The sequence below is a fragment of the Sphingopyxis sp. CCNWLW2 genome (assembly GCF_037095755.1).
Classification (GTDB): domain Bacteria; phylum Pseudomonadota; class Alphaproteobacteria; order Sphingomonadales; family Sphingomonadaceae; genus Sphingopyxis.
Genome location: NZ_JBAWKJ010000001.1, coordinates 1,136,779 through 1,156,536 on the forward strand (window position 1 = coordinate 1,136,779; position 19,758 = coordinate 1,156,536).

Consider the following 19,758-nt stretch of genomic DNA (forward strand, 5'->3'; position numbering starts at 1 on the left):
ACATGTTACGCCGTTTGCAGCGCAGGATAGTCGGTGTAGCCCGCAGGGCCCGGCGAATACCAGGTCTGCGGATTGTCGGCGGCCCATTCGGCGCCGTTTCGGATGCGCTCGACGAGGTCGGGGTTGCCGATGAAGGGGCGGCCGAACGCGATCGCATCGGCGGTTCCGCTCGCCAGCGCCGCCTCGGCCAGCGCGACGTCATAATCGCTGTTGAGGATCAACGGCCCCTTGAACGCGGCGCGGATCGACGGCGACTGTTTCGGAACGTCGGTGCGCCCGAAGGTGCCGTCGGGACCGGGCTCGCGCAGCTCGAGGAACGCAATGCCGAGCGCGTCGAGCGCCGCTGCGGCGATCGGGAACAGCCGTTCGGGGGCGCTGTCGTCGACGCCCTGCGTATCGCCGTTGGGCGACAGGCGCACCGATACGCGGTCGGCACCCCACACGCCGATCAGCGCGTCGGTGACTTCGCGGAGCAGGCGAATGCGATTCTCGATCGAGCCGCCATAATCATCGTCGCGCAGGTTGCTGCCGTCGCGGAGGAACTGGTCGATCAGATAACCGTTTGCGCCATGGAGCTGCACGCCGTCGAAACCGGCGCGCTTCGCATTTTCCGCGGCCTTCACATAATCGGCGATCACGCGCGGGATCTCCCCGAGTTCGAGCGGCCGCGCAACTTCATATTCCATCCGGCCGACGGGGGTGTGCGCCTTGCCGGGCGCCTGCGTCGCCGACGCCGAAACGGGCGGCTTGCCGTCGTTGAACACCGAATGGACGACGCGGCCCATGTGCCAGAGCTGGGCGACGATGCGCCCACCGGCGTCGTGAACGGCGTCGGTCACCGGCTTCCAGCCTTCGACCTGCGCATCGGTCCAGAGGCCCGGCGCGCTCGGCCAGCCGAGGCCCTCCTGCGAAATGCCGGTGGCTTCGGAAATAATCAGCCCCGCCGACGCGCGCTGGCGATAATAGTCGCGCGCAAGTTCGTTCGGCACGAAACCCGGCCCGGCGCGGCCGCGCGTCAGCGGCGCCATGATGATGCGGTTCGGCGCTTCGATGGCGCCCAATTTGATCGGATCGAACAGGGATAGAGTCATCTTTCCTCCACGTCGCACTTTTTCATGGGCGACCCCACTGGTCGCCGCTATGGCCCGCGAAGCTATGGACGCCGCGGCGTCGGCACAATGGTACGTAGCAAAAGAAAATCTAAATGACAGCGAAGATGGACAGTATCGACGCGGCGCCCGACGCCGGCAACAGGGTCGGCCGCTGGGCCTTTGCCGCGCTGCTCGGCGGCAATATCGCGCTGTCGCTCGGCGCGATGCTCGTGCGGATGGCCGAAGCCGACGGCGTGGGCCCCACCGCCTCGGCCTTCTGGCGGATGACGCTCGCGCTGCCGCTGCTGCTGATCTTTGCGTGGCGCGAGACGGGCGGGCGGATGCCGCCGCGCCCCGCGCTGCTGATCGCCGCGGCGGCGGGCATCTTCTTCGCGCTCGACCTCGCCGCCTGGCACCTCGGCATCCTGCAGACGAAAGTCGCCAATGCGACGCTGTTCGGCAATTGCGCGAGCCTGTTGCTCGTCCTCTGGACGATCTTCCTGACCCGCGAAATGCCGCGCGGCTGGCAGGCGGCGGCGATTCTGCTCGCCTTCGCCGGATCGGCGCTCTTGATGGGGCAGAGTTACGAGCTGTCGCCCGACTATCTCGTCGGCGACCTGCTCAGCCTGCTCGCGGGGGTGCTCTATACGGTCTATGTCATCCTGATGCAGCGGGTGCGCGATACGCTCGCGCCATGGACCGCGCTCGCGATCGCCTCGGCGGTCTGCGTCCCGATCCTGCTCGGCACCGCGCTCGCGCTCGGCGAAACGGTGATGCCGCAAAACTGGACGCCGCTGATCCTGCTCGCCTTGGTCAGCCAGGTGATCGGACAGGGGCTGATGATCTGGTCGCTGCCGCGTTTCTCGCCGCTGGTGATCGGGCTGACGCTGCTGATCCAGCCCGCCTTCGCCGCGCTCACCGGCTGGATCGGGTTCGGCGAGACGCTCTCGGCGATCGATGTTTTCGGCGGGATGATGGTCGGCGCGGCGCTCGTGCTGATCCGGTTGCCGAACCGCGCGGCGAAGCCTATCTGAAGTCCATGGCTTCGATCCTTCCCGCCGACCCGACCCTCGACGAGATTCGCGCCGCGCTGGCGCCGCTGATCGCGGCGTCGGCGGCGTTCGACGGCTTTGGCGACGCCGCGCTCGCCGATGCGGCGGCGCGGGTCGGGGTCGACCCCGATGTCGCACGCCTCGCCTTTCCCGGCGGCGGTCGCGACATGGTCGACGCCTGGTTCGCCGATATCGACGCGGCGATGGAAGCGCGCTGGCCCGCCGAGAAGCTCGCGGCACTGAAGATTCGCGAGCGCATCACCACCCTCGTCGAGACGCGGATCGATCTGCTCGCGCCGCATCGCGAATCGCTGCGCCGCGCGCTCGCGTTGCTCGCGCTGCCGACCAATGCACCGCACGCCGCCAAGCTCGGCTGGCGCGCCGCCGATCATATGTGGCGGCTCGCGGGCGACACCGCGACCGACTATAATCACTACAGCAAGCGCGCGATCCTCGGCGCGGTCTATGGTTCGACGATGGCGGTGTTCCTAAACGACGAGAGCGAGGATCTGACCGATACGCGCGCCTTCCTCGCGCGCCGTATCGACCAGGTGATGCGTTTCGAAAGCTGGAAGCATCGCCGCGCCGCGCGCAGCATCGAACGGCCGAGCCTCGCGCGCTTCGTCGGACGGCTGCGTTACCCGGGGCGGTGACACGTTTCGATAAAGGACTGGCGCGACGCGACTGTTATTGATAATCGCTCGCAAATGACTGCTTTGCTCGAAAATGTGCTGGATCGGGCGCCGCTCGGCGTGATGGTGCGGATCGCCCGCATCGATTGGACCGCGATGTCCGAAGACGAAGGCCGCCGCCTGCGCGAATTCGGCCTGATGGAAGGATGCGAAGTCACCCCGCTCCACCGCGGCAGCATCTTCTCGCGCGATCCGCTCGCGCTGACAGTCGGGCGCATGAAAGTGATCATCCGCGCGCGGCAGGCCGCCGCGATCACCGTCGAGTCCGCGGCATGACCGGCGCGATTCCCTCGATCGCGCTCGTCGGCAATCCCAACGCCGGCAAGTCGAGCCTGTTCAACGCGCTGACCGGCGCGCGGCAAAAGATCGCCAACTACCCCGGCGTCACCGTCGAGCGAAAGGCGGGGCACGCGAGCTTTGCCGATGGCCGCCCGATCTCGCTGATCGACCTGCCCGGCACGTACAGCCTGACCCCCGCGAGCCTCGACGAAGCGGTGACGCGCGACGTCATCCTCGGCCGGCAGGACGGCGAAAAGCGCCCCGACGCGCTGATCGTCGTGCTCGACGCGGCGAACCTCGACAATCATCTCAGCTTCGCGCTCGAATTGCTCGCGCTGAACCTGCCCACCGTGGTCGCGCTCAACATGGTCGATCTCGCGACACGCGACGGGCTGACGCTCGACGCCGACCGCCTGTCGAAGGAGCTGGGCGTCCCGGTCGTCCCCACCGTCGCGGTGCGCAAGCGCGGGATGACCGAGCTGCTCGCCGCCGTCGACGACGCGATCCGGTCGCACGGCGCGGGCGAGGTCGCCGTGCCGGCCAAAGCCAATGACGCATCGCTCCACCAGCGCGCGCGGACGATCGCACGCGCCGCGATCCTCAGCGAAACGCCCGTGCGCCGCTGGACGCAGCGCGTCGACAATCTCGTACTGCATCCGGTCGCCGGGATGATCATCCTGCTCGCGCTGATGTTCGTGATGTTCCAGGCGGTCTATGCCGCCGCCGAGGCACCTGCGGACTTCCTCGAAGGCGGGATCGGCGTGGTCCAGCAATGGGTGGTCGCGACCTTCCCCGACAATTTCCTGCGCGGGCTGGTCGTCGAAGGCCTGCTCGCGGGGGTCGGCGCGGTCGTCGTCTTCCTGCCGCAGATCCTGATCCTCTTCCTCTTCATCCTGCTCCTCGAAGCATCGGGCTATATGACGCGCGCCGCCTTCCTGATGGACGGGCTGATGGGCAAGGTCGGCCTGTCGGGGCGCGGTTTCATCCCGCTGCTGTCGAGCTTCGCCTGCGCGGTCCCCGGCATCATGGCGACGCGCGCGATCCCCGACGAAAAGGACCGGCTGACGACGATCCTAATCGCGCCGCTGATGACCTGTTCGGCGCGGCTTCCCGTCTATGCGCTGATCATCGCCGCCTTCATCCCGAACACCAATGTCGGCGGATCGCCGGTGGGGCTGCAGGGTCTGGTTCTCTTCGGCCTCTATCTGTCGGGGATCGTCGGCGCGCTCGTCGTCGCCTATGTCCTGCGCCGCACGGTGGCAAAGGGTACGGGCGCCGGCTTTATGATGGAAATGCCGCGCTACCAGATGCCGCGCTGGCGCGACATCGCGATCGGCCTGTGGCAGCGCGCGTGGATCTTCCTGCGCCGTGCCGGCACGATCATCGCGATGACCACCGTCATACTGTGGCTGTTGCTCACCTTCCCGCAGGCACCCGAGGGCGAAAGCCAGGTCGAGTACAGCGTCGCCGGGCGGATCGCGAGCGGGCTCGAGGTCGTCGTCAAGCCGATCGGTTTCAACCATGATATCGCGCTCGCGCTGATCCCCGCGATGGCGGCGCGCGAGGTTGCGGTGTCGGCAATGGCGACCGCCAACGCGATCGACGCCGGCGACGACGAAGAGGCGATGGCGCAGTCGCTGGGCGAACGATTGCAGGGCAAGTGGAGCCTCGCCACCGCGCTCGCCTTCCTCGCCTGGTTCGTCTTTGCGCCGCAGTGCATATCGACCATCGCTATCACCCGGCGCGAGACCAATGGGTGGAAATGGCCCATGTTCATGGTTGGCTATTTGTTCCTGCTCGCCTATGCCGCTGCTGGTATCACTTACTGGACGGCCGTCGCCTTCGGACTCGGCTGATCCTTCCAACTTTTTAGCGGAGCGGAGCGGCGGATGGCTGGCAGCGTCAACAAGGTAATTCTCATCGGCAATCTCGGCGCCGATCCCGAAATCAAGTCGTTCCAGAACGGCGGCAAGGTCGCGAATCTCCGCATCGCGACGTCCGAACAGTGGAAAGACCGGATGACCGGCGAGCGCAAGGAGCGCACCGAGTGGCACCAGGTCGTGATCAACGGCGAAGGGCTGATCGGCGTCGTCGAACGTTATCTGAAAAAGGGCTCGAAGGTTTATATCGAGGGCTCGCTGCGCACGCGCAAGTGGCAGGACCGCGACGGCAACGACAAATATACGACCGAGATCGTGATCGCCGGCATGGGCGGCACGCTGACCATGCTCGACGGCGCGCCGGGCGGCGGTGGCTCGCGCGGCGGCGGTGGCGGCGGTGACGAATGGAGCGGCGGTTCGTCAGGCGGTGGCTCGGGCGGCGGCTGGAACCAGGGCGGCGGCGGTTCGTCGGGCGGATCGTCCGGCGGCGGCTTTGGCGGCGGTTCGAGCGGCGGCGGACGTCCGCCGTTCGACGACGATCTGGACGACGACGTCCCGTTCTGAGGACGGACTTTAAGCGATGACGGATTTGATCACCGCCGCGGACGTCGCGCGCGGCGTATGCCGGCTGTTCGCGCAGGCGGGGCTGGTCGCGATCCCCGAGGTGCCGCTGCCCAACGGGCGGCGCACCGACCTCACCGCGATCGACGCCAAAGGCCAGATCACCATCGTCGAGATCAAGGTCAGCCGCGCCGACCTCCACGGCGACGGCAAATGGCCCGACTATTGCGACTGGTGCGACCGTTTTTACTGGGCGCTCGCATCGGGGCTCGACCCCGCGATCCTCGAGACCGAGGGCTATCGCCGCGAAACGTCAGGGCTGATCGTCGCCGACCGCTATGGCGCGGCGGTGGTGCGCGAAGCTGCGAGCTGCAACCTCGCGCCCGCGCGGCGCAAGGCCGAGCTGCTGCGGATCGGACGACTCGCGATGCGGCGTTCGATGGTGGCGGCCGATCCCGAGCTGGCGGCGGGCTGGATGGAGGGTTAGCTGCGGTCGATCCGTGCCGAATCAAAGCCCGCTTCATATTGCGGCGCGGAATCACCGATGCAAACCCACGGCGCTTTGGATCCGACGAAGATATGGGCCGCATAGCCGCGAAAGCCCGGATCGTCGTCGAGCAGGCCCGCCGGAACGAAGAAAAACTTGCCGTTCGCGTCACTCAGCGGCGCCGGACTGCCGCATCGCCGGCAGAAATGCGACGTCCAGCCGCCGCCATCGGGAACGGCGAAACGTTCGATCAAATCCTCGCCCGCCAGCCAGCGGAAACCGGCGGCGGACGCATAGAAGACGGCGTTGCCGTCCGTGCCCGATACCTTGCGGCACTTGGAACAATGACATTGGCCGGCGGGGCCGATTTTGCCGTCAATTTCGAAACGGATTTCGCCGCACAGACAGGAACCCCGTATCGCCGTTGCCATCGCGGACCTTCCTTCCCCGTTTGCGGCGCCCTTTATCCCCGCGCCTGCATCCGCGCGAGGTAACGCGCGAGGATATCGATCTCGAGATTGACCGGACGCCCCGCCGCGGCTTCGTTCAGCGTCGTCATCTCCTGCGTGTGCGGGATGATGTTGAGCGTGAAATGTGCTTCGCCGTTCGGCTGGTCGGTCACTTCGTTCACGGTCAGCGAAACACCGTCGACGGTGATCGAGCCCTTGGGTGCGATATGCGGCGCGAGCGATGCGGGCGCGGCGACGGTGACCGTCACGCTGTCGCCGACGGGTAGGGCCGACACGATGCGGCCGATGTCGTCGACATGGCCGGTAACGATATGCCCGCCAAGCTCGTCGCCGATCTTGAGCGCACGTTCGAGATTGAGGCGGCGGCCCTGGTCCCACATGCCGGGCGCGGTGCGTGCAAGCGTTTCGCCGCTCGCGTCGATCGCGAACCAGCCGGCGGGTCCGTTGCTGCCATCGTACACACCCTTGTCGACGACGGTGAGGCACGCGCCCGAGCAGGCGATCGAGGCGCCGATGTCGACGCTGCCGACATCATAGGCGGTGTCGATGACGAGCCGCGTATCGCCGCGGTCCTCGCGGCTGCGGATGGTGCCGATGTCGGTGATGATGCCGGTGAACATGGGGTGCGTTATCCTTCTCTGACGCGCTCGTAGACGTCGAGCCGGTCGCTGCCAAGCAGGCGGCTGTCGGCGAGGCGCCAGCGGCCGTGCGCCTCGGCAAGATCGGTCAGCCCGATGTCGGCGAGCGCGGACCTGCCGCCGCCAATCAAGATCGGCGCGCGATAGAGCAGAAGCCGGTCAACGCGGTCGGCGGCGAGGAAGGCCGATGCCGCGCCGGCGCCGCCTTCGACCAAGATCGAATCGACATCGTCGATCGCTTCGGGCGAGGCGACGGCGGTCCAGCCTTCGGGCGCTTTGCCGCGGGTGAGCAAGAATTTGCGGGGGCTGCGGCCTTCGAGCCCCGGCAGGCGCACGTCGAGTTTCGGTGCGTCGGTTTCGAACGTCCCGCGCCCAACGAGAATTGCCTGATGGTTTGCACGCTCCAAATGCCCGTGCGCGCGGGCGCGGTCGCCGGTGATCCAGCGGCTCGACCCGTCGGCGCGCGCGATGCAGCCGTCGAGCGAGGTCGCGAGCTTGAGCGTGACGAACGGCCGCCCTTCGGTGTGCCGCGTCCACCAGGGCGCCATCGTAGCGCGGGCCTTGGCGGGAAGGACGTTGAAGACGACCTCGATCCCCGCAGCCTGCAACCGCGCAATCCCCTTGCCGTTGGTGCGCGGATCGGGGTCCTGCGCGGCGATCACGACGCGCGCGATGCCCGCGGCGATCAACGAATCGCTGCATGCCGGGCCGCGCGGGCTCGCATGGGCGCAGGGTTCGAGCGTGACGTAAGCGGTCGCGCCGCGCGCCGCGTCGCCTGCGGCGGCGAGCGCCATCGCCTCGGCATGCGGCCGCCCGCCCGCCTGCGTCCAGCCGCGCGCGATAACCTTGCCCTGCCGGACGATCAGGCAACCGACATTGGGATTGGGCGCCGACGCCGGCCGGCCGCGCCGCGAGAGCGCGATGGCGGCCGCCATCCAGTCGGCATCGGCGGGGCCGCGCTGCATATGGTCAGTCGGCGGCTTTGGGCTGCGCGCCGCGCGCCGCGCGCTCGGCGAGCGTCGAGCGTGTCGCCACCGGCTCGGGCTTTTTCTTCGCCGCCGCGGCCGCCTCTTCGCCCAGCGTCTCCCGCGTCACCTTGTCGGCCTCGGCCGAATCATATTCGATGCCGAGGCTGTCGGCGAAGCGCTGATATTCGGCGCGCTTCTGGGCGTTGTGCAGCGTCGTTTCCTTGGCGCGCGCAACCCAGTCGGCGCGGATTTCGGCGGCGCTGCGGTTTGCGGTCCAATTCTCGAAATAGATGATCTGCTCTTTCGGCTTTTCATAGGGGATCAGATATTTCTCGACCCCGGTGAAAATCAGCCAGGTCAGCGCCAGCGCGACGCCCCAGATCGCCCAACGATGCGGGCGCGGTTCGCGTATATAGGCCCAGAAATCGGACAGGCCGCCGCCGACATCCACTTTGTTGAACATTCCCATCATCCCAATTTAGGCGATGTCGCGGTAATTTGCGAGGGGAAGCGACGCGCGCGAGGATTGCACCAGATGAAGGATGTGAGCGTTCTCGATTGCAAAAAATGCAATAGCAGATGTCCATTTCGCAGTTGCAACATTTTTGGTGCAGTGCAATATGAGCATGCCTTTTAGGCATCCTCTCCCAAAACTTTCACGGGCCACCTTCGGGTGGCCCTTTTTTTTGCCCATTTTCTGGCTCAAAACCTGACTTTTTTAGTCGAGAAATACGATCCGGTTCGAATCACGCGGTCGCGAATCAGTCCTGCACGGGGATCCGCGCTTCGAATCGCCTGACTTCGGCAATGAAGCTGCCGGGCAGCGGCGTCGGCTTGCCGCTGTCGGTGTCGAGGTGGGCGTAGTTGATCTCGATGTCCGTGAGCCGCTCATTTTCGCGGAAAATCCCGCAATGGACCGTGAAGCTCGTCCGCCCGAAGCGGCTGATTCGCGCCGCGATCGTGATCAGCTCGTCGAGCCTAGCGGGCGCATGATAGTCGATCTCACAATGCGTCTCGTGGATGTCTGTACCATATTGGTGAAAATAGGGTCCGGGCTGCCCCTCACCCAGCGCGCGGAAATATTCGGTCACGCCGATGTCGGCGTAGACGAGATAATTGGCGTTGAAGACGATATTCTGGCCGTCGATCTCGTTGAAGCGCACACGGACACGCTCCTGCACGCGGAAATCGCCGAGCGGCACGTCGCTGCGGACATCGGTCATGTGCGGATCAGGCCGCGAGCGCGGCGGGGGCGCGGTCGAGCGGCGCGCACGCGGCTTCGAGCCAGCCCTTGTCGTCGCCGCTCATTCCGGGCGCGAGCTTTTCGAACACCGCGACGTGATAGGCGTCGAGCCAGTCGGCCTCGGCACCCGAGAGCAGCGCCACATCGACGAGGTTCTGCGCGATCGGGGCGAAGGTGATCGTCTCGAACCCCAACATATCCTCCTCAGCGCCGTCGATGCTTTGCGGCACGACGATCACCAGATTCTCGATGCGGATGCCGAATGCGCCCGCCTTGTAATAGCCGGGCTCGTTCGAGAGGATCATGCCCGCGTGCAGCGGCTCCTCGGTCCCCGCCTGCCCGCCCGCGGGCTTGGCGATGCGCTGCGGCCCTTCGTGGACCGCCAGATAAGCGCCGACGCCGTGGCCGGTGCCGTGGGCATAATCGACCCCGTCGGCCCACAGATATTGGCGCGCGAGGATGTCGAGCTGGCTGCCGCGCGTGCCCTTCGGGAAGCGCGCGGTCGCGAGCGCGATATGCCCCTTGAGCACCTGCGTGAAACGGCGGCGCATTTCGGCGGTCGGCACGCCGATCGCGATCGTGCGCGTGATGTCGGTCGTGCCGTCGGTATATTGCCCGCCCGAATCGACGAGATAGAGCGTGCCGGTCTCGATCGCGCGGTTCGTCGTTTCGTCGACCTTATAATGCGGCAGCGCGCCGTTCGGCCCGGCGGCCGAGATGGTGTCGAAGCTCAGATCGACGAGCGCACCATTCTGGTCGCGAAATTCGCGCAGCTTCGCCGCGGCGCCGAGTTCGTCGAGCCCGCCCTGCGGCGCGACTTCCTCCATCCAGTTGAGGAAGCGCGACACCGCGACGCCGTCGCGGACGTGCGCCGCGCGCGTGCCGTCGAGTTCGGTCTCGTTCTTGATCGCCTTGGGCAGCACCGCGGGGTCGCGGTGGCGTTCGATCTTCGCGCCGGCAGCTTCCAGGACGGTGAAGATCGCCGCGACCGCGCGATCGGGATCGACCGCGACCTTCTTGTCCTTGAGATCGGCAAGCGCGGCCTCGAACGCGTCGCGGTCGTGGATGCGCACGCTGTTGCCGAGATGCGCGCGCACCGCGTCGGTGACCTTTTCGGGCGCGATGAACAGGTCGGCGGTGGCGTCGGCGTGGAGCAACGCGAAGGCGAGCCCGACGGGCGTGTGGCTGACGTCCGACCCGCGGATGTTGAAGGTCCAGGCGACCGAATCGAGCGCGGTCATCACCGTCGTGTCGAGGCCCTTGGCCTTCAGCCAGTCGGCGATCACGGCGCGCTTGTCGGTCGCCGCCTGCCCCGCGAGTTTGGTGTCATAGACCGTGACCGCGGCAGCGCTCGGCGCTGGCTGGTCATCCCACGCGGCGTCGAGGGGGTTGGCGTCGACCGCGACGAGCTCAGCGCCCTTGTCCGCCAATGCCTTGCCCAGACCGCGCGCCCAGTCGACGCCGTGGAGCCACGGATCGAAGCCGATCTTCTGCCCCGCGCCGACGTTCGCACCGAGCCATTCGGCCACGCTCGACTGCGGCACGCCGACATAGTCGAACAGCGATCCGTCGACCTGATCGCGGACCTGCACCGTATAGCGTCCGTCGACGAACACCGCGGCCTTCGCCGGCAGCACCGCCGCGGTGCCGGCCGAACCGCCGAAGCCCGTCAGCCACGCCATGCGCTGCGCATAATCGCCGACATATTCGCTCATATGCTCGTCGCTGATCGGCACGACAAAGCCGTCGAGACCGCGCGCGGCGAGTTCGGCGCGGACACGGGCGAGGCGCTCTGAATGGACGGGGCTGGACATGACGCGTTCCTTATTCCTACATCGCGGGCGATCCCGCCCAATCGGGCGACACCGCGGGGGATTTTTCGATGCGCGCTATTTGGATGTTTCTGGCAGCAATTGCCACCCCGCTTGTCGCATCGCCTGCCCTGTTCGCCAAAGAGAAAGACGCCGCATTGACCAGCCAGACCCCTGCCCTGCCCGCCGCCCCCGTCGCGGAAAAGCGCCCGCACGAAGTGACGCTGCACGGCAAGAAACTCTCCGACCCGTACCACTGGCTGAAGGACGAGAGCTATCCGACGATCGATGACAAGGATGTGCTCGACTATGTGAAGGCCGAGAATGCCTATTTCGACGCCGCGATGAAACCGCACGCGGCGCTCGTCGAAACGATCTTTCAGGAAATGAAAGGCCGGATCAAGGAAGCCGATTCGAGCGTGCCGCAGAAGGACGGCGACTGGGTCTATTGGGTCGAATTTGAAGAGGGCGCCGAATATAAGAAATGGTATCGCAAGCCGGCGTCAGGCTCCGGCGATGCGATCCTGATCCTCGACGAGGTCGCGATGGCCGCGGGCAAGGAGTATTTCCGCCTGTCGGACGTGTCGGTCAGCCCCGACGGGAAGCTGATGGCCTATGCGGTCGACGACAATGGCTCCGAACGCTTCGAGGTGCGCTTCAAGAATCTGATGACGGGCGAGGCGCTGCCCGACGTCATCCCCGGCACGCTGTCGTCGCTGGTGTGGACCGCAAAGAACGACGCGCTGCTCTATGGCCTCGCGAACGAGAATTGGCGCACCGACAATGTCCGGCTGCACAAGCTCGGGACGCCGGTCACGCAAGATAAATTGCTCTATAAGGAAGCCGACATCGGTTTCGGCGTCGGGATCGGCAAGACCGCGGCCGACAATTATATCGTCATCGCGACAGGCGATAACGAGACGAGCGAGGTTTACCTGCTCCCCGCCGACAATCCCGAGGCGAAGATGCAGCTCGTGTCGGCGCGCAAGAAGGGCCGCGAATATAGCGTCGATGAGCGCAACGGCACGCTCTACGTCTATACCAACGACGAGCATCCCAATTTCCGTGTCGCGACCGCGAGCGTCAAAATGCCCGACGAATGGAAGACGCTGATCCCCGGATCGGACGCGAGCTACATCACCGGCCTGTCGGTCTTCCGCGACTATTTCGTGCTCGAAACGCGCGAGAAGGGCGTCGACCAGGTCGATATCCGTAAATATGACGCGCCGCTGACCTCCGGTCGGATCAAATTCCCCGAGGCCACTTATGTCGCAGGCCTCGGCGACAATCCCGAATATCATCAGGACAAGCTGCGCCTCGATTATGAATCGATGGTCACCCCCGACACGGTGTTCGATTACGACCTTGCGAACGGCAAGCTCGAAACGCTGAAGGTGCAGGAAATTCCATCGGGTTACAATCACGATGACTATATAACCGAATTGGCAAATATGCCCTCGCGCGACGGCACCCCGGTTCCGGTGTCGCTCGTCTACAAAAAGGGCACGCCGCGCGACGGCAGCGCGCCGATGCATCTCTATGTCTATGGCTCGTACGGTTACCGCGTCCCGCCGGGTTTCTCGACGACGCGGTTGAGCCTTGTCGATCGCGGGATGATCTATGCGATCGCGCATGTGCGCGGCGGCGACGATCTCGGCCGCGCCTGGTATCTCGCGGGCAAGACGACCGAGCGCAAGAACACGTTCAACGACTTTATCGACGTCGCCAAGGGCCTGATCGCCGCCAAATATACGAGCGCGGGCAAGATTTCGATCGAGGGCCGCTCGGCGGGCGGGCAGGTGATGGGCGCAGTCTACAACCAGGCGCCCGAGCTGTGGGGCGCGGTGCTCGCGGGCGTGCCCTTCGTCGATGTCATCAACACGATGGTCGACGAGACGCTGCCGCTGACCCCCGGCGAATGGCCCGAATGGGGCAATCCGATCACCGACAAGGCGGCATTCGACTATATGCTGTCGTACAGCCCCTACGACAATGTGACCGCGAAAGCCTATCCGCCGATGCTCGTGTCGGCGGGGCTCAACGACCCGCGCGTGACCTATTGGGAGCCCGCGAAATGGGTAGCGAAGCTGCGCGCAACGCGCACCAACGACGCGGCGCTGCTGCTTCGCACCAACATGGGCGCAGGCCACGCCGGCAAATCGGGCCGTTGGGGCGCGCTGCGCGAGGACGCCGAGGAGTTTGCGTTCGTGCTGACACAGCTGGGGGTGGAAAAGTAGCCGCAGCCGACCCGGTCAACGGCCGGCCGCTCGTGGCGCTTGCATCGGCCGCTCAAATTATATAAGCGCTTATATATTAACTATCGTTCGGGCCTTGGAACGCGCCTGCGCCTGTTGGTGACGGCGCTCGACGATGCCGTCGAGCAAGCCTATCGCGATGCCGGGCTGAATTTCCGGCCGCGCTTCTATCCCTATTTCCGACTGTTCATGGCATCGGGATCGGCATCGGTTGGCGAATGTGTCGCGGCGCTCGGTTTCACGCAGCCCGCCGCCACACAGACGCTGCAAGCGATGGTCCGCGAAGGCCTGATCGCGCCGGTTCCCGGCCGGGACCGGCGCGAGCGGCGCTTTACGCTCACCCCGGAAGCGCACGCGATGATCCCCGACCTCGAAGCCATCTGGGCGGCGACCGCTGCCGCCGCGCGCGCGCTCGACGCCGCGCTGCCGCAACCCTTGGGCGCGACGATCGATGCCGCGCTTGAACAGCTCGAACGCCAGTCGTTCGGCGATCTCATCAAGAAGGAACGCTCCCTATGATCCGCGCCGCACTTTGGTTATGGCTTGCGTGCCTTGCGCTGCCCGCCTCGGCTCAACCGATCAGCGCCGTCGACCGTGGGCAGGCGATCGACGAAATCGCCAGGCTGCTCGATACGCGCTATGTCGACGCCGACAAAGGGCGGCGACTTGCCACCGAGCTGCGCCGGTCCAAAGGGCAATGGAAGGATGTCGTCGACGGCCCCGCGCTCGCCAAGGCGCTGACAGGCTGGCTGCGCGAGCGGTCGGGCGACGGACATTTCGCGGTCGATTACAGCGCCCGGCCGATCCCCGCCGACGGCGGCGAAGCAGCCTTTCACGACGCCGAGATCGAGCGCTATTATGGCGCCCAGGTCAATCATGGCGTGCAAAAGATCGAACGGCTCGATGGCAATATCATGCTGATCGACCTCCGCGTCTTTCCGCCCCGCGCGCTTGGCGGCGACGTTATCGGCGCGATGATGACCGTCGCCGCGCAAGGCGACGCGCTGATCATCGACCTGCGCAAGAATGGCGGCGGCATGGATACGGTCGACACGATCGTCAGTCAGCTTGTTCCCGAAGGGTCGCCGCTCAGCGGCAGTTTCGACCGCCCGAGCGGGCAAACATCGACGCATATTTCGCCCGCGCCGGGCGACGGGCGCCGATTCGGCGATTCGAAACCCCTCTATATCCTGACCAGCAAACGCACCTTTTCGGCGGCCGAAGCGCTTGCCTACGACCTCCAGGCGCTGAAACGCGCGACGATCGTCGGCGAAGTGACCGGCGGCGGTGCCAATCCGTTCGAATATCGCCGCGTGCACCCGCATTTCGCCCTGAGCCTGCCCGAGAAAAGGTCGGTCAACCCGATCACCGGAACCAACTGGCAGGATGTCGGGGTCAAGCCCGACGTCGCGGTGCCCGCCGATCAGGCGCTCGAAACCGCACTGTCGCTCGCCAAAGAAGTGCTCGACAATGCACCGAACGATGTCAGGGCAAATAGGCGCGCGCGATGAGGTCACGCTCCAGCGTTGCCGCATCGACGAACTGGTGTCCCGCGATGCCGACCGATTCGGCGCCCGCGACGTTCTTTGCGACATCATCAATAAAGAGCGCGCCCGCGGGGTCGATGCCGAATCGCTCGATCGCGAGACGGTAGATTGCGGGGTCAGGCTTTAGCAGCTTTTCGGTGCCCGACACGATGATGCCCTGGAAGCGGTCGAAGATTGGCTGAGTGGGACGGAAGCCTTCCCAGAATTCATGGCCAAAATTGGTGATCGCGAACAGCGGTACGGCCGCGGCGTCCAATCGCTCGACGAGTTCGAGGCTGCCGGGCATCGGCCCCGGGATCGTTTCGTTAAAGCGCGTCGCATAGGCATCGATCAGCGGCGCATGATCGGGAAATTCGGCTTTCCGTTCGGGCACCATCTCGGCGAGCGGGCGACCGGCGTCGTGCTGGAAATGCCACCCGGGCGTGACGACGTTGGTGACGAACCATTCGAGCTCGTCTTTCCCGGCGATCAGCTTGGCGAAGAGATAGCGCAGGTCCCAGTCGAACAGGACGCGGCCGACATCGAAGATCACGCTCTGGCGAATCATGCGGCCTCCAGACACGCGAAAGCGCCGCCGGAAGCATCCGACGGCGTAACGCTGTTCACCAAAAGCAAACGGGGCGAAATCACCCCGCGCAGGGGCATTAGCCCTGGCGCGCCTTGAAGCGGCGGTTGGTCTTGTTGATCACATAGGTGCGGCCACGGCGGCGGATAACGCGGTTATCCCGGTGGCGGTCCTTCAGCGACTTCAGGCTGTTGCGAATCTTCATGGTCTCTGTCCGTAAATCTTGGCGTATTGACGCGAAGCGGCGCAACTATGGGGAAGCGGGTGAAAAGTCAACCGGCTCGCGGGCCAAGTTCCCCTTTTTCCGTTCGCATCGAGCGAAGTCGAGATGCCCCTCGACCCTGCACCATCCCGACGGGTGTCTCGACTTCGCTCGACACGAACGGAATTGGAAGGCGTTTCAGCCCGCCAGGGCCTTTTGCCGCCGCCTTTGCACCGACGAGCCATAGCCCATCGCCTCGCGATATTTGACCACGGTGCGCCGCGCGATGTCGTGGCCCTCGGCCGAGAGTTTCCGCGCGATCGTTTCGTCGGAGAGAATCGCCTTCGCGTCCTCGGCCTCGATCATCGCCTTGATCCGGCTCTTCACCGCCTCGGCCGACACCGCGCCGTCGCCCTCGACCGCCGAAATGCCGCTTGAGAAGAAATATTTGAGTTCGAACAGCCCGCGCGCGCAGCTCAAATATTTGTTGCTCGTGACGCGGCTGACGGTCGATTCGTGCATGCCGATTTCCTCGGCGACCTGCCGCAAGGTCAGCGGGCGCATGTGCGCGACGCCGTGGAGGAAAAAGCCCTCCTGCTGCTTCACGATCGCGCTCGCGACCTTGACGATCGTGCGCTGGCGCTGGTCGAGCGCACGCACGAGCCAGTTGGCGCCCGCGAGCTGTTCGGAGAGCCACGCCTTGCTCTTCGCCGCCGCGCCCTGCGCGAGTTCGGTGTAATAGCGGCGGTTGACGAGCAGCCGCGGCAGGGTGCCGCTGTTGATCTCGACCGCCCAGCCCTTCGCGGTCTGGCGGATATAGAGGTCGGGGACGACCGCGGGCGCACCGTCGCCGCCGAATTTGAGCCCGGGTTTGGGGTCGTAACCGCGCAGTTCGCGAATCATGTCGGCGAGGTCCTCGTCGTCGACCCCGCAGATGCGCTTCAGCTGCGGAAAGGCGCCTTTGGCGACGAGATCGAGATGCGCGATCATCGTCGCCATCGCGGGATCGTAGCGATCGGCCTCGCGCGCCTGGATCGCGATGCATTCGGCAAGGTCGCGCCCGCCGACGCCCGACGGGTCGAAGCACTGGATGCCCGCCAGCACCTCCTCGAGCAAGGCGAGCGGCACGCCGAGCTGGGCGGCGAGCTCGGCAAGATCGGCGCGCAAATACCCCGCCTCGTCGATCAGCGCGACGAGCTGGCCCGCAACGATCGCCTCGATCCCGCTGAAACGCTCGCCGACCTGCGCGAGCAGATGGTCGTGCAGGGTGCCCTCATGCTCGGCAAAGCTGTCGAAATCGATATCCTCGCCCGATCCCGACAGGCCGACATTGTCGCTGGCGCTGTCGTGGTGGAAGCTGTCGGCGGCCAGATCGACGTCGAGGTCGTTCGCGGTGCCACCGTCGGCCGACAGCGCCTGATCGGCGTCGAGCGTCGCGGCCTCGGCCGCCGGTGCGTCGCCGCCGGGCACGCCATCGGGATCGCCCGCGCTGCCGTCGCTGTCGGCGGACGCCGTATCGAGCAGCGGATTGCCTTCGAGCGCCTCGGCCAGATAGGCTTCGAGTTCGAGATTCGACAGTGCCAGCAGCTTGATCGCTTGCTGCAGCTGCGGCGTCATCACCAGCGATTGCGACTGGCGGAGATCGAGGCGCGGACCCAACGCCATCAGCGATTATTCGATCACAAAGAGAAGCCCTCGCCGAGATAGAGGCGACGCACCTCGGGGTCGGCGACGAGCTCTTCGGGGGAGCCGGCAAGCAGCACCTTGCCGTCGTAGATGATGCAGGCGCGGTCGACGAGGTCGAGCGTTTCGCGCACATTATGATCGGTGATCAGCACGCCGATGCCGCGCTTCTTGAGGTCGACGACCAGATCGCGAATGTCGCTGATCGACAAGGGATCGATGCCCGCGAAGGGTTCGTCGAGCAGCATGATCGAGGGGTTGGCCGCGAGCGCGCGCGCGATTTCGGCGCGGCGCCGTTCGCCGCCCGACAGCGCCATCGCCGCCGAATCGCGCAGCCGCGTGAGGCCGAATTCGTCGAGCAATTCTTCCATCCGCCGCTCGCGCGCGATCTTGTCGGGCTCGCTGAGTTCGAGCACCGCGCCGATATTCTGTTCGACCGTCATGCCGCGAAAGATCGAGGTTTCCTGTGGCAGATAGCCAAGGCCGAGGATCGCGCGGCGATACATCGGCAGCGCGGTGATGTCGGCACCGTCGAGCATGATGCGTCCGGCGTCAGGCTTCACCAGCCCCATGATCGAATAGAAGCAGGTCGTCTTGCCCGCACCGTTCGGGCCGAGCAGGCCGACGACCTCGCCCTTGCCGACCGACAGCGACACGTCCGACAGCACGACGCGCTTGTCATAGCTTTTGGCGATCGAAATGACCGCGAGACCGTTGCCCGCGGCAGCGTCCTCGCGGACATGCGCCTTGTGCTCGGTGACGCCATGATCGTCCTCGGTCAGCGTGCCAGCGATGGATTCGTCGTCGGTCATAGGTCGGTCGGTTCCGTTTCTAGCCCCCGAGCGGCGTTACCCCAGCGACGCGGCGAACGTCAATCTGGCAAGATTTTTGCAGGGTAACGAAGACGGAACAGCCGGCCGCGCTCAATGCGCCGCCTGCGGCCCGCGCACGATCCCCGACAGCGCGAGCTGTTCGTCGATCGCCGCGAGCAGCCGCGCCAGCGCCGCCTCGTCCTTCGCTTCGGCGCGCGCGACGAGCACGTCTTGCGTGTTCGAGGCGCGGAGCAGCCACCAGCCATCGTCGGTGAGCACGCGCGCACCATCGGTGCGGTCGACCTGAGCGCCCGATGTCGTGAGCCGGTCAAGGACTTCATCCACAATGGCGAATTTGCGGCTCTCGTCGACCTGGAAGCGCATTTCGGGGGTGTTGACCATCGGCGCCATGCTGCCGCGGAGCTGCGTGACGCTCTGCCCGAGCTTCGTCGCCGCCTCGATCAGCCGCAGCGCCGCATAGGGCGCATCGTCATAACCATAATAGCGGTCGGCGAAGAAGATATGCCCGCTCATCTCGCCTGCCAGCGGGCTGCCGGTTTCCTTCATCTTCGCCTTGATCAGGCTGTGCCCGGTCTTCCACATCAGCGGCTTGCCGCCGAGCTCGGCGACGCGGTCGAACAGCGCCTGGCTCGCCTTCACATCGGCGATGACCGTCGCGCCGGGCAGGTCCTTCAGCACCGCCGCGGCATAGATTTGCAGGAGCTGGTCGCCCCAGATCACACGGCCTTCGCCGTCGATCGCGCCGATGCGGTCGCCGTCTCCATCGAAAGCGACGCCGAAGTCGAGGCTCTTCTCCGCGACGAGTTTGCGCAGATCGGCGAGATTCTTCTCTTCGGTGGGATCGGGATGGTGGTTCGGAAAATGGCCGTCAATGTCGGTAAACAGCAGATGATGCTCGCCCGGAAGACGCGCGGTGAGCTTCTCGATGACGGTGCCCGCGGCGCCGTTGCCGGCGTCCCAGCCGATGCGGAAGGCACCGCCGGCGAAACCCTCGACCAGCCGGTCGACATAGGCGTCGACGATGTCGATGCTCTCAGACGTGCCTTCGCCGCTATCCCAGTCGCCCGCGGCGGCCATTTCGCCGATGCCGAGGATATCGGCGCCGTAGAAGGGACGCCCCTGCATCACAAATTTGAAGCCATTATAGTCGGGGGGATTGTGGCTGCCGGTTATCTGTATGCCGCCCTCCACATCCTCGGTTGACGCGGCATAATAGAGCATCGGCGTCGGCCCGAGCCCGACGTTGAGCGCGTCGATGCCCGCATCGTTGATCCCGGCAATCAGCGCGTCGGCGAGCATCGGCGACGACAGGCGGCCGTCATAGCCGACGGCGACGCGCTTGCCGCCCGCGCGGCGGACCAGCGTCGCAAAGCTGCGGCCGATGGCATAGGCGTCCTTGTCGGACAGCGTGTCGCCGACGACGCCGCGGATGTCATATTCGCGGAGCATCGTCGGGTGGAAATTGTGCGTCATCTTTGATCCTCTTGGGGGGAGAGAAGGG

General features: G+C 65.7%; 21 protein-coding genes. 9 read left to right on the forward strand and 12 right to left on the reverse strand.

Annotated elements, in window-relative coordinates:
* Positions 1-5 precede the first annotated feature (5 nt).
* Positions 6-1,091 (reverse strand): alkene reductase, encoded by a 1,086-nt coding sequence (locus V8J55_RS05245; RefSeq protein ID WP_336444652.1) that lies wholly within the window; start codon positions 1,089-1,091, stop codon positions 6-8.
* Between the two features lie 113 nt (positions 1,092-1,204).
* Between V8J55_RS05245 and V8J55_RS05250 the strand changes: the two genes are divergently transcribed.
* From V8J55_RS05250 to V8J55_RS05275, 6 genes are read left to right on the forward strand one after another with little or no spacing between them, the layout of a single operon-like run.
* Positions 1,205-2,125: a DMT family transporter gene (locus tag V8J55_RS05250; RefSeq protein ID WP_336444653.1), complete on the forward strand. Its 921-nt coding sequence runs from the start codon at positions 1,205-1,207 to the stop codon at positions 2,123-2,125.
* Between the two features lie 5 nt (positions 2,126-2,130).
* The gene (locus V8J55_RS05255; RefSeq protein WP_336444654.1) at positions 2,131-2,796 is read left to right on the forward strand and encodes a COQ9 family protein; all 666 of its coding nucleotides are present in this window, start codon (positions 2,131-2,133) and stop codon (positions 2,794-2,796) included.
* 54 nt (positions 2,797-2,850) lie between these two features.
* Positions 2,851-3,111 carry a FeoA family protein gene (locus V8J55_RS05260; RefSeq protein ID WP_137892167.1) on the forward strand — a complete coding sequence of 87 codons (261 nt, stop codon included), beginning with the start codon at positions 2,851-2,853 and terminating at the stop codon, positions 3,109-3,111.
* On the forward strand, positions 3,108-4,970 hold the full coding sequence (gene feoB, locus V8J55_RS05265) for a ferrous iron transporter B (protein ID WP_336444655.1): 1,863 nt from the start codon (positions 3,108-3,110) through the stop codon (positions 4,968-4,970). The genes V8J55_RS05260 and feoB overlap by 4 nt, the downstream gene beginning before the upstream one ends.
* A gap of 33 nt (positions 4,971-5,003) precedes the next feature.
* The gene (gene ssb, locus V8J55_RS05270) at positions 5,004-5,558 is read left to right on the forward strand and encodes a single-stranded DNA-binding protein (protein WP_336444656.1); all 555 of its coding nucleotides are present in this window, start codon (positions 5,004-5,006) and stop codon (positions 5,556-5,558) included.
* 16 nt (positions 5,559-5,574) lie between these two features.
* On the forward strand, positions 5,575-6,042 hold the full coding sequence (locus V8J55_RS05275) for an MmcB family DNA repair protein (protein ID WP_336444657.1): 468 nt from the start codon (positions 5,575-5,577) through the stop codon (positions 6,040-6,042).
* Here V8J55_RS05275 and V8J55_RS05280 read toward each other — a convergent pair.
* The 6 genes from V8J55_RS05280 to V8J55_RS05305 all read right to left on the reverse strand — a co-directional run bounded on the left by V8J55_RS05280 (position 6,039) and on the right by V8J55_RS05305 (position 11,175).
* A complete protein-coding gene (locus tag V8J55_RS05280) occupies positions 6,039-6,473 on the reverse strand; it encodes a GFA family protein (RefSeq protein WP_336444658.1) in 435 nt (144 codons plus the stop codon). The two genes, V8J55_RS05275 and V8J55_RS05280, sit on opposite strands and share 4 nt — an antisense overlap.
* Positions 6,474-6,505: 32 nt before the next feature.
* Complete coding sequence (locus tag V8J55_RS05285) at positions 6,506-7,132, reverse strand: riboflavin synthase (RefSeq protein ID WP_336444659.1); 627 nt, start codon at positions 7,130-7,132, stop codon at positions 6,506-6,508.
* An 8-nt stretch (positions 7,133-7,140) separates the two neighbouring features.
* Positions 7,141-8,085 carry a bifunctional diaminohydroxyphosphoribosylaminopyrimidine deaminase/5-amino-6-(5-phosphoribosylamino)uracil reductase RibD gene (ribD, locus tag V8J55_RS05290; RefSeq protein WP_336445710.1) on the reverse strand — a complete coding sequence of 315 codons (945 nt, stop codon included), beginning with the start codon at positions 8,083-8,085 and terminating at the stop codon, positions 7,141-7,143.
* 34 nt (positions 8,086-8,119) lie between these two features.
* Positions 8,120-8,581 (reverse strand): hypothetical protein, encoded by a 462-nt coding sequence (locus V8J55_RS05295; protein ID WP_231732720.1) that lies wholly within the window; start codon positions 8,579-8,581, stop codon positions 8,120-8,122.
* Positions 8,582-8,879: 298 nt separating this feature from the next.
* Complete coding sequence (locus tag V8J55_RS05300; RefSeq protein WP_336444660.1) at positions 8,880-9,341, reverse strand: acyl-CoA thioesterase; 462 nt, start codon at positions 9,339-9,341, stop codon at positions 8,880-8,882.
* Between the two features lie 7 nt (positions 9,342-9,348).
* On the reverse strand, positions 9,349-11,175 hold the full coding sequence (locus V8J55_RS05305) for an aminopeptidase P family protein (RefSeq protein ID WP_336444661.1): 1,827 nt from the start codon (positions 11,173-11,175) through the stop codon (positions 9,349-9,351).
* 68 nt (positions 11,176-11,243) lie between these two features.
* Between V8J55_RS05305 and V8J55_RS05310 the strand changes: the two genes are divergently transcribed.
* From V8J55_RS05310 to V8J55_RS05320, 3 genes are all read left to right on the forward strand, one after another.
* The gene (locus tag V8J55_RS05310) at positions 11,244-13,409 is read left to right on the forward strand and encodes a S9 family peptidase (protein WP_336444662.1); all 2,166 of its coding nucleotides are present in this window, start codon (positions 11,244-11,246) and stop codon (positions 13,407-13,409) included.
* Between the two features lie 117 nt (positions 13,410-13,526).
* Positions 13,527-13,946, forward strand: a complete 420-nt coding sequence (locus tag V8J55_RS05315) for a hypothetical protein (RefSeq protein WP_336444663.1) — start codon at positions 13,527-13,529, stop codon at positions 13,944-13,946.
* Complete coding sequence (locus V8J55_RS05320) at positions 13,943-14,938, forward strand: S41 family peptidase (RefSeq protein ID WP_336444664.1); 996 nt, start codon at positions 13,943-13,945, stop codon at positions 14,936-14,938. The genes V8J55_RS05315 and V8J55_RS05320 overlap by 4 nt, the downstream gene beginning before the upstream one ends.
* Here V8J55_RS05320 and V8J55_RS05325 read toward each other — a convergent pair.
* From V8J55_RS05325 to pgmG, 5 genes are all read right to left on the reverse strand, one after another.
* Positions 14,913-15,521 (reverse strand): HAD family hydrolase, encoded by a 609-nt coding sequence (locus V8J55_RS05325; protein ID WP_336444665.1) that lies wholly within the window; start codon positions 15,519-15,521, stop codon positions 14,913-14,915. The genes V8J55_RS05320 and V8J55_RS05325 overlap by 26 nt on opposite strands.
* Before the next feature lie 97 nt (positions 15,522-15,618).
* Complete coding sequence (gene ykgO, locus V8J55_RS05330) at positions 15,619-15,744, reverse strand: type B 50S ribosomal protein L36 (protein WP_003046794.1); 126 nt, start codon at positions 15,742-15,744, stop codon at positions 15,619-15,621.
* 195 nt (positions 15,745-15,939) lie between these two features.
* Positions 15,940-17,406 carry an RNA polymerase factor sigma-54 gene (gene rpoN / locus V8J55_RS05335; RefSeq protein WP_336444666.1) on the reverse strand — a complete coding sequence of 489 codons (1,467 nt, stop codon included), beginning with the start codon at positions 17,404-17,406 and terminating at the stop codon, positions 15,940-15,942.
* Positions 17,407-17,420: 14 nt separating this feature from the next.
* Positions 17,421-18,236, reverse strand: coding sequence for an LPS export ABC transporter ATP-binding protein (gene lptB, locus V8J55_RS05340; RefSeq protein WP_037515714.1), 816 nt, complete (start codon positions 18,234-18,236; stop codon positions 17,421-17,423).
* A gap of 111 nt (positions 18,237-18,347) precedes the next feature.
* Entirely contained in the window at positions 18,348-19,730 is a 1,383-nt protein-coding gene (gene pgmG / locus V8J55_RS05345) for a phosphoglucomutase/phosphomannomutase PgmG (RefSeq protein ID WP_336444667.1), read from the reverse strand.
* Positions 19,731-19,758: the final 28 nt, after the last annotated feature.

Bases quoted from the DNA above. Each gene is read 5' to 3' on its own strand.
- V8J55_RS05245 (WP_336444652.1), bottom strand. From the start codon at position 1,091: ATGACTCTATCCCTGTTCGATCCGATCAAATTGGGCGCCATCGAAGCG.
- V8J55_RS05250 (WP_336444653.1), top strand. From the start codon at position 1,205: ATGACAGCGAAGATGGACAGTATCGACGCGGCGCCCGACGCCGGCAAC.
- V8J55_RS05255 (WP_336444654.1), top strand. From the start codon at position 2,131: ATGGCTTCGATCCTTCCCGCCGACCCGACCCTCGACGAGATTCGCGCC.
- V8J55_RS05260 (WP_137892167.1), top strand. From the start codon at position 2,851: ATGACTGCTTTGCTCGAAAATGTGCTGGATCGGGCGCCGCTCGGCGTG.
- feoB (WP_336444655.1), top strand. From the start codon at position 3,108: ATGACCGGCGCGATTCCCTCGATCGCGCTCGTCGGCAATCCCAACGCC.
- ssb (WP_336444656.1), top strand. From the start codon at position 5,004: ATGGCTGGCAGCGTCAACAAGGTAATTCTCATCGGCAATCTCGGCGCC.
- V8J55_RS05275 (WP_336444657.1), top strand. From the start codon at position 5,575: ATGACGGATTTGATCACCGCCGCGGACGTCGCGCGCGGCGTATGCCGG.
- V8J55_RS05280 (WP_336444658.1), bottom strand. From the start codon at position 6,473: ATGGCAACGGCGATACGGGGTTCCTGTCTGTGCGGCGAAATCCGTTTC.
- V8J55_RS05285 (WP_336444659.1), bottom strand. From the start codon at position 7,132: ATGTTCACCGGCATCATCACCGACATCGGCACCATCCGCAGCCGCGAG.
- ribD (WP_336445710.1), bottom strand. From the start codon at position 8,085: ATGGCGGCCGCCATCGCGCTCTCGCGGCGCGGCCGGCCGGCGTCGGCG.
- V8J55_RS05295 (WP_231732720.1), bottom strand. From the start codon at position 8,581: ATGTTCAACAAAGTGGATGTCGGCGGCGGCCTGTCCGATTTCTGGGCC.
- V8J55_RS05300 (WP_336444660.1), bottom strand. From the start codon at position 9,341: ATGACCGATGTCCGCAGCGACGTGCCGCTCGGCGATTTCCGCGTGCAG.
- V8J55_RS05305 (WP_336444661.1), bottom strand. From the start codon at position 11,175: ATGTCCAGCCCCGTCCATTCAGAGCGCCTCGCCCGTGTCCGCGCCGAA.
- V8J55_RS05310 (WP_336444662.1), top strand. From the start codon at position 11,244: ATGCGCGCTATTTGGATGTTTCTGGCAGCAATTGCCACCCCGCTTGTC.
- V8J55_RS05320 (WP_336444664.1), top strand. From the start codon at position 13,943: ATGATCCGCGCCGCACTTTGGTTATGGCTTGCGTGCCTTGCGCTGCCC.
- V8J55_RS05325 (WP_336444665.1), bottom strand. From the start codon at position 15,521: ATGATTCGCCAGAGCGTGATCTTCGATGTCGGCCGCGTCCTGTTCGAC.
- ykgO (WP_003046794.1), bottom strand. From the start codon at position 15,744: ATGAAGATTCGCAACAGCCTGAAGTCGCTGAAGGACCGCCACCGGGAT.
- rpoN (WP_336444666.1), bottom strand. From the start codon at position 17,406: ATGGCGTTGGGTCCGCGCCTCGATCTCCGCCAGTCGCAATCGCTGGTG.
- lptB (WP_037515714.1), bottom strand. From the start codon at position 18,236: ATGACCGACGACGAATCCATCGCTGGCACGCTGACCGAGGACGATCAT.
- pgmG (WP_336444667.1), bottom strand. From the start codon at position 19,730: ATGACGCACAATTTCCACCCGACGATGCTCCGCGAATATGACATCCGC.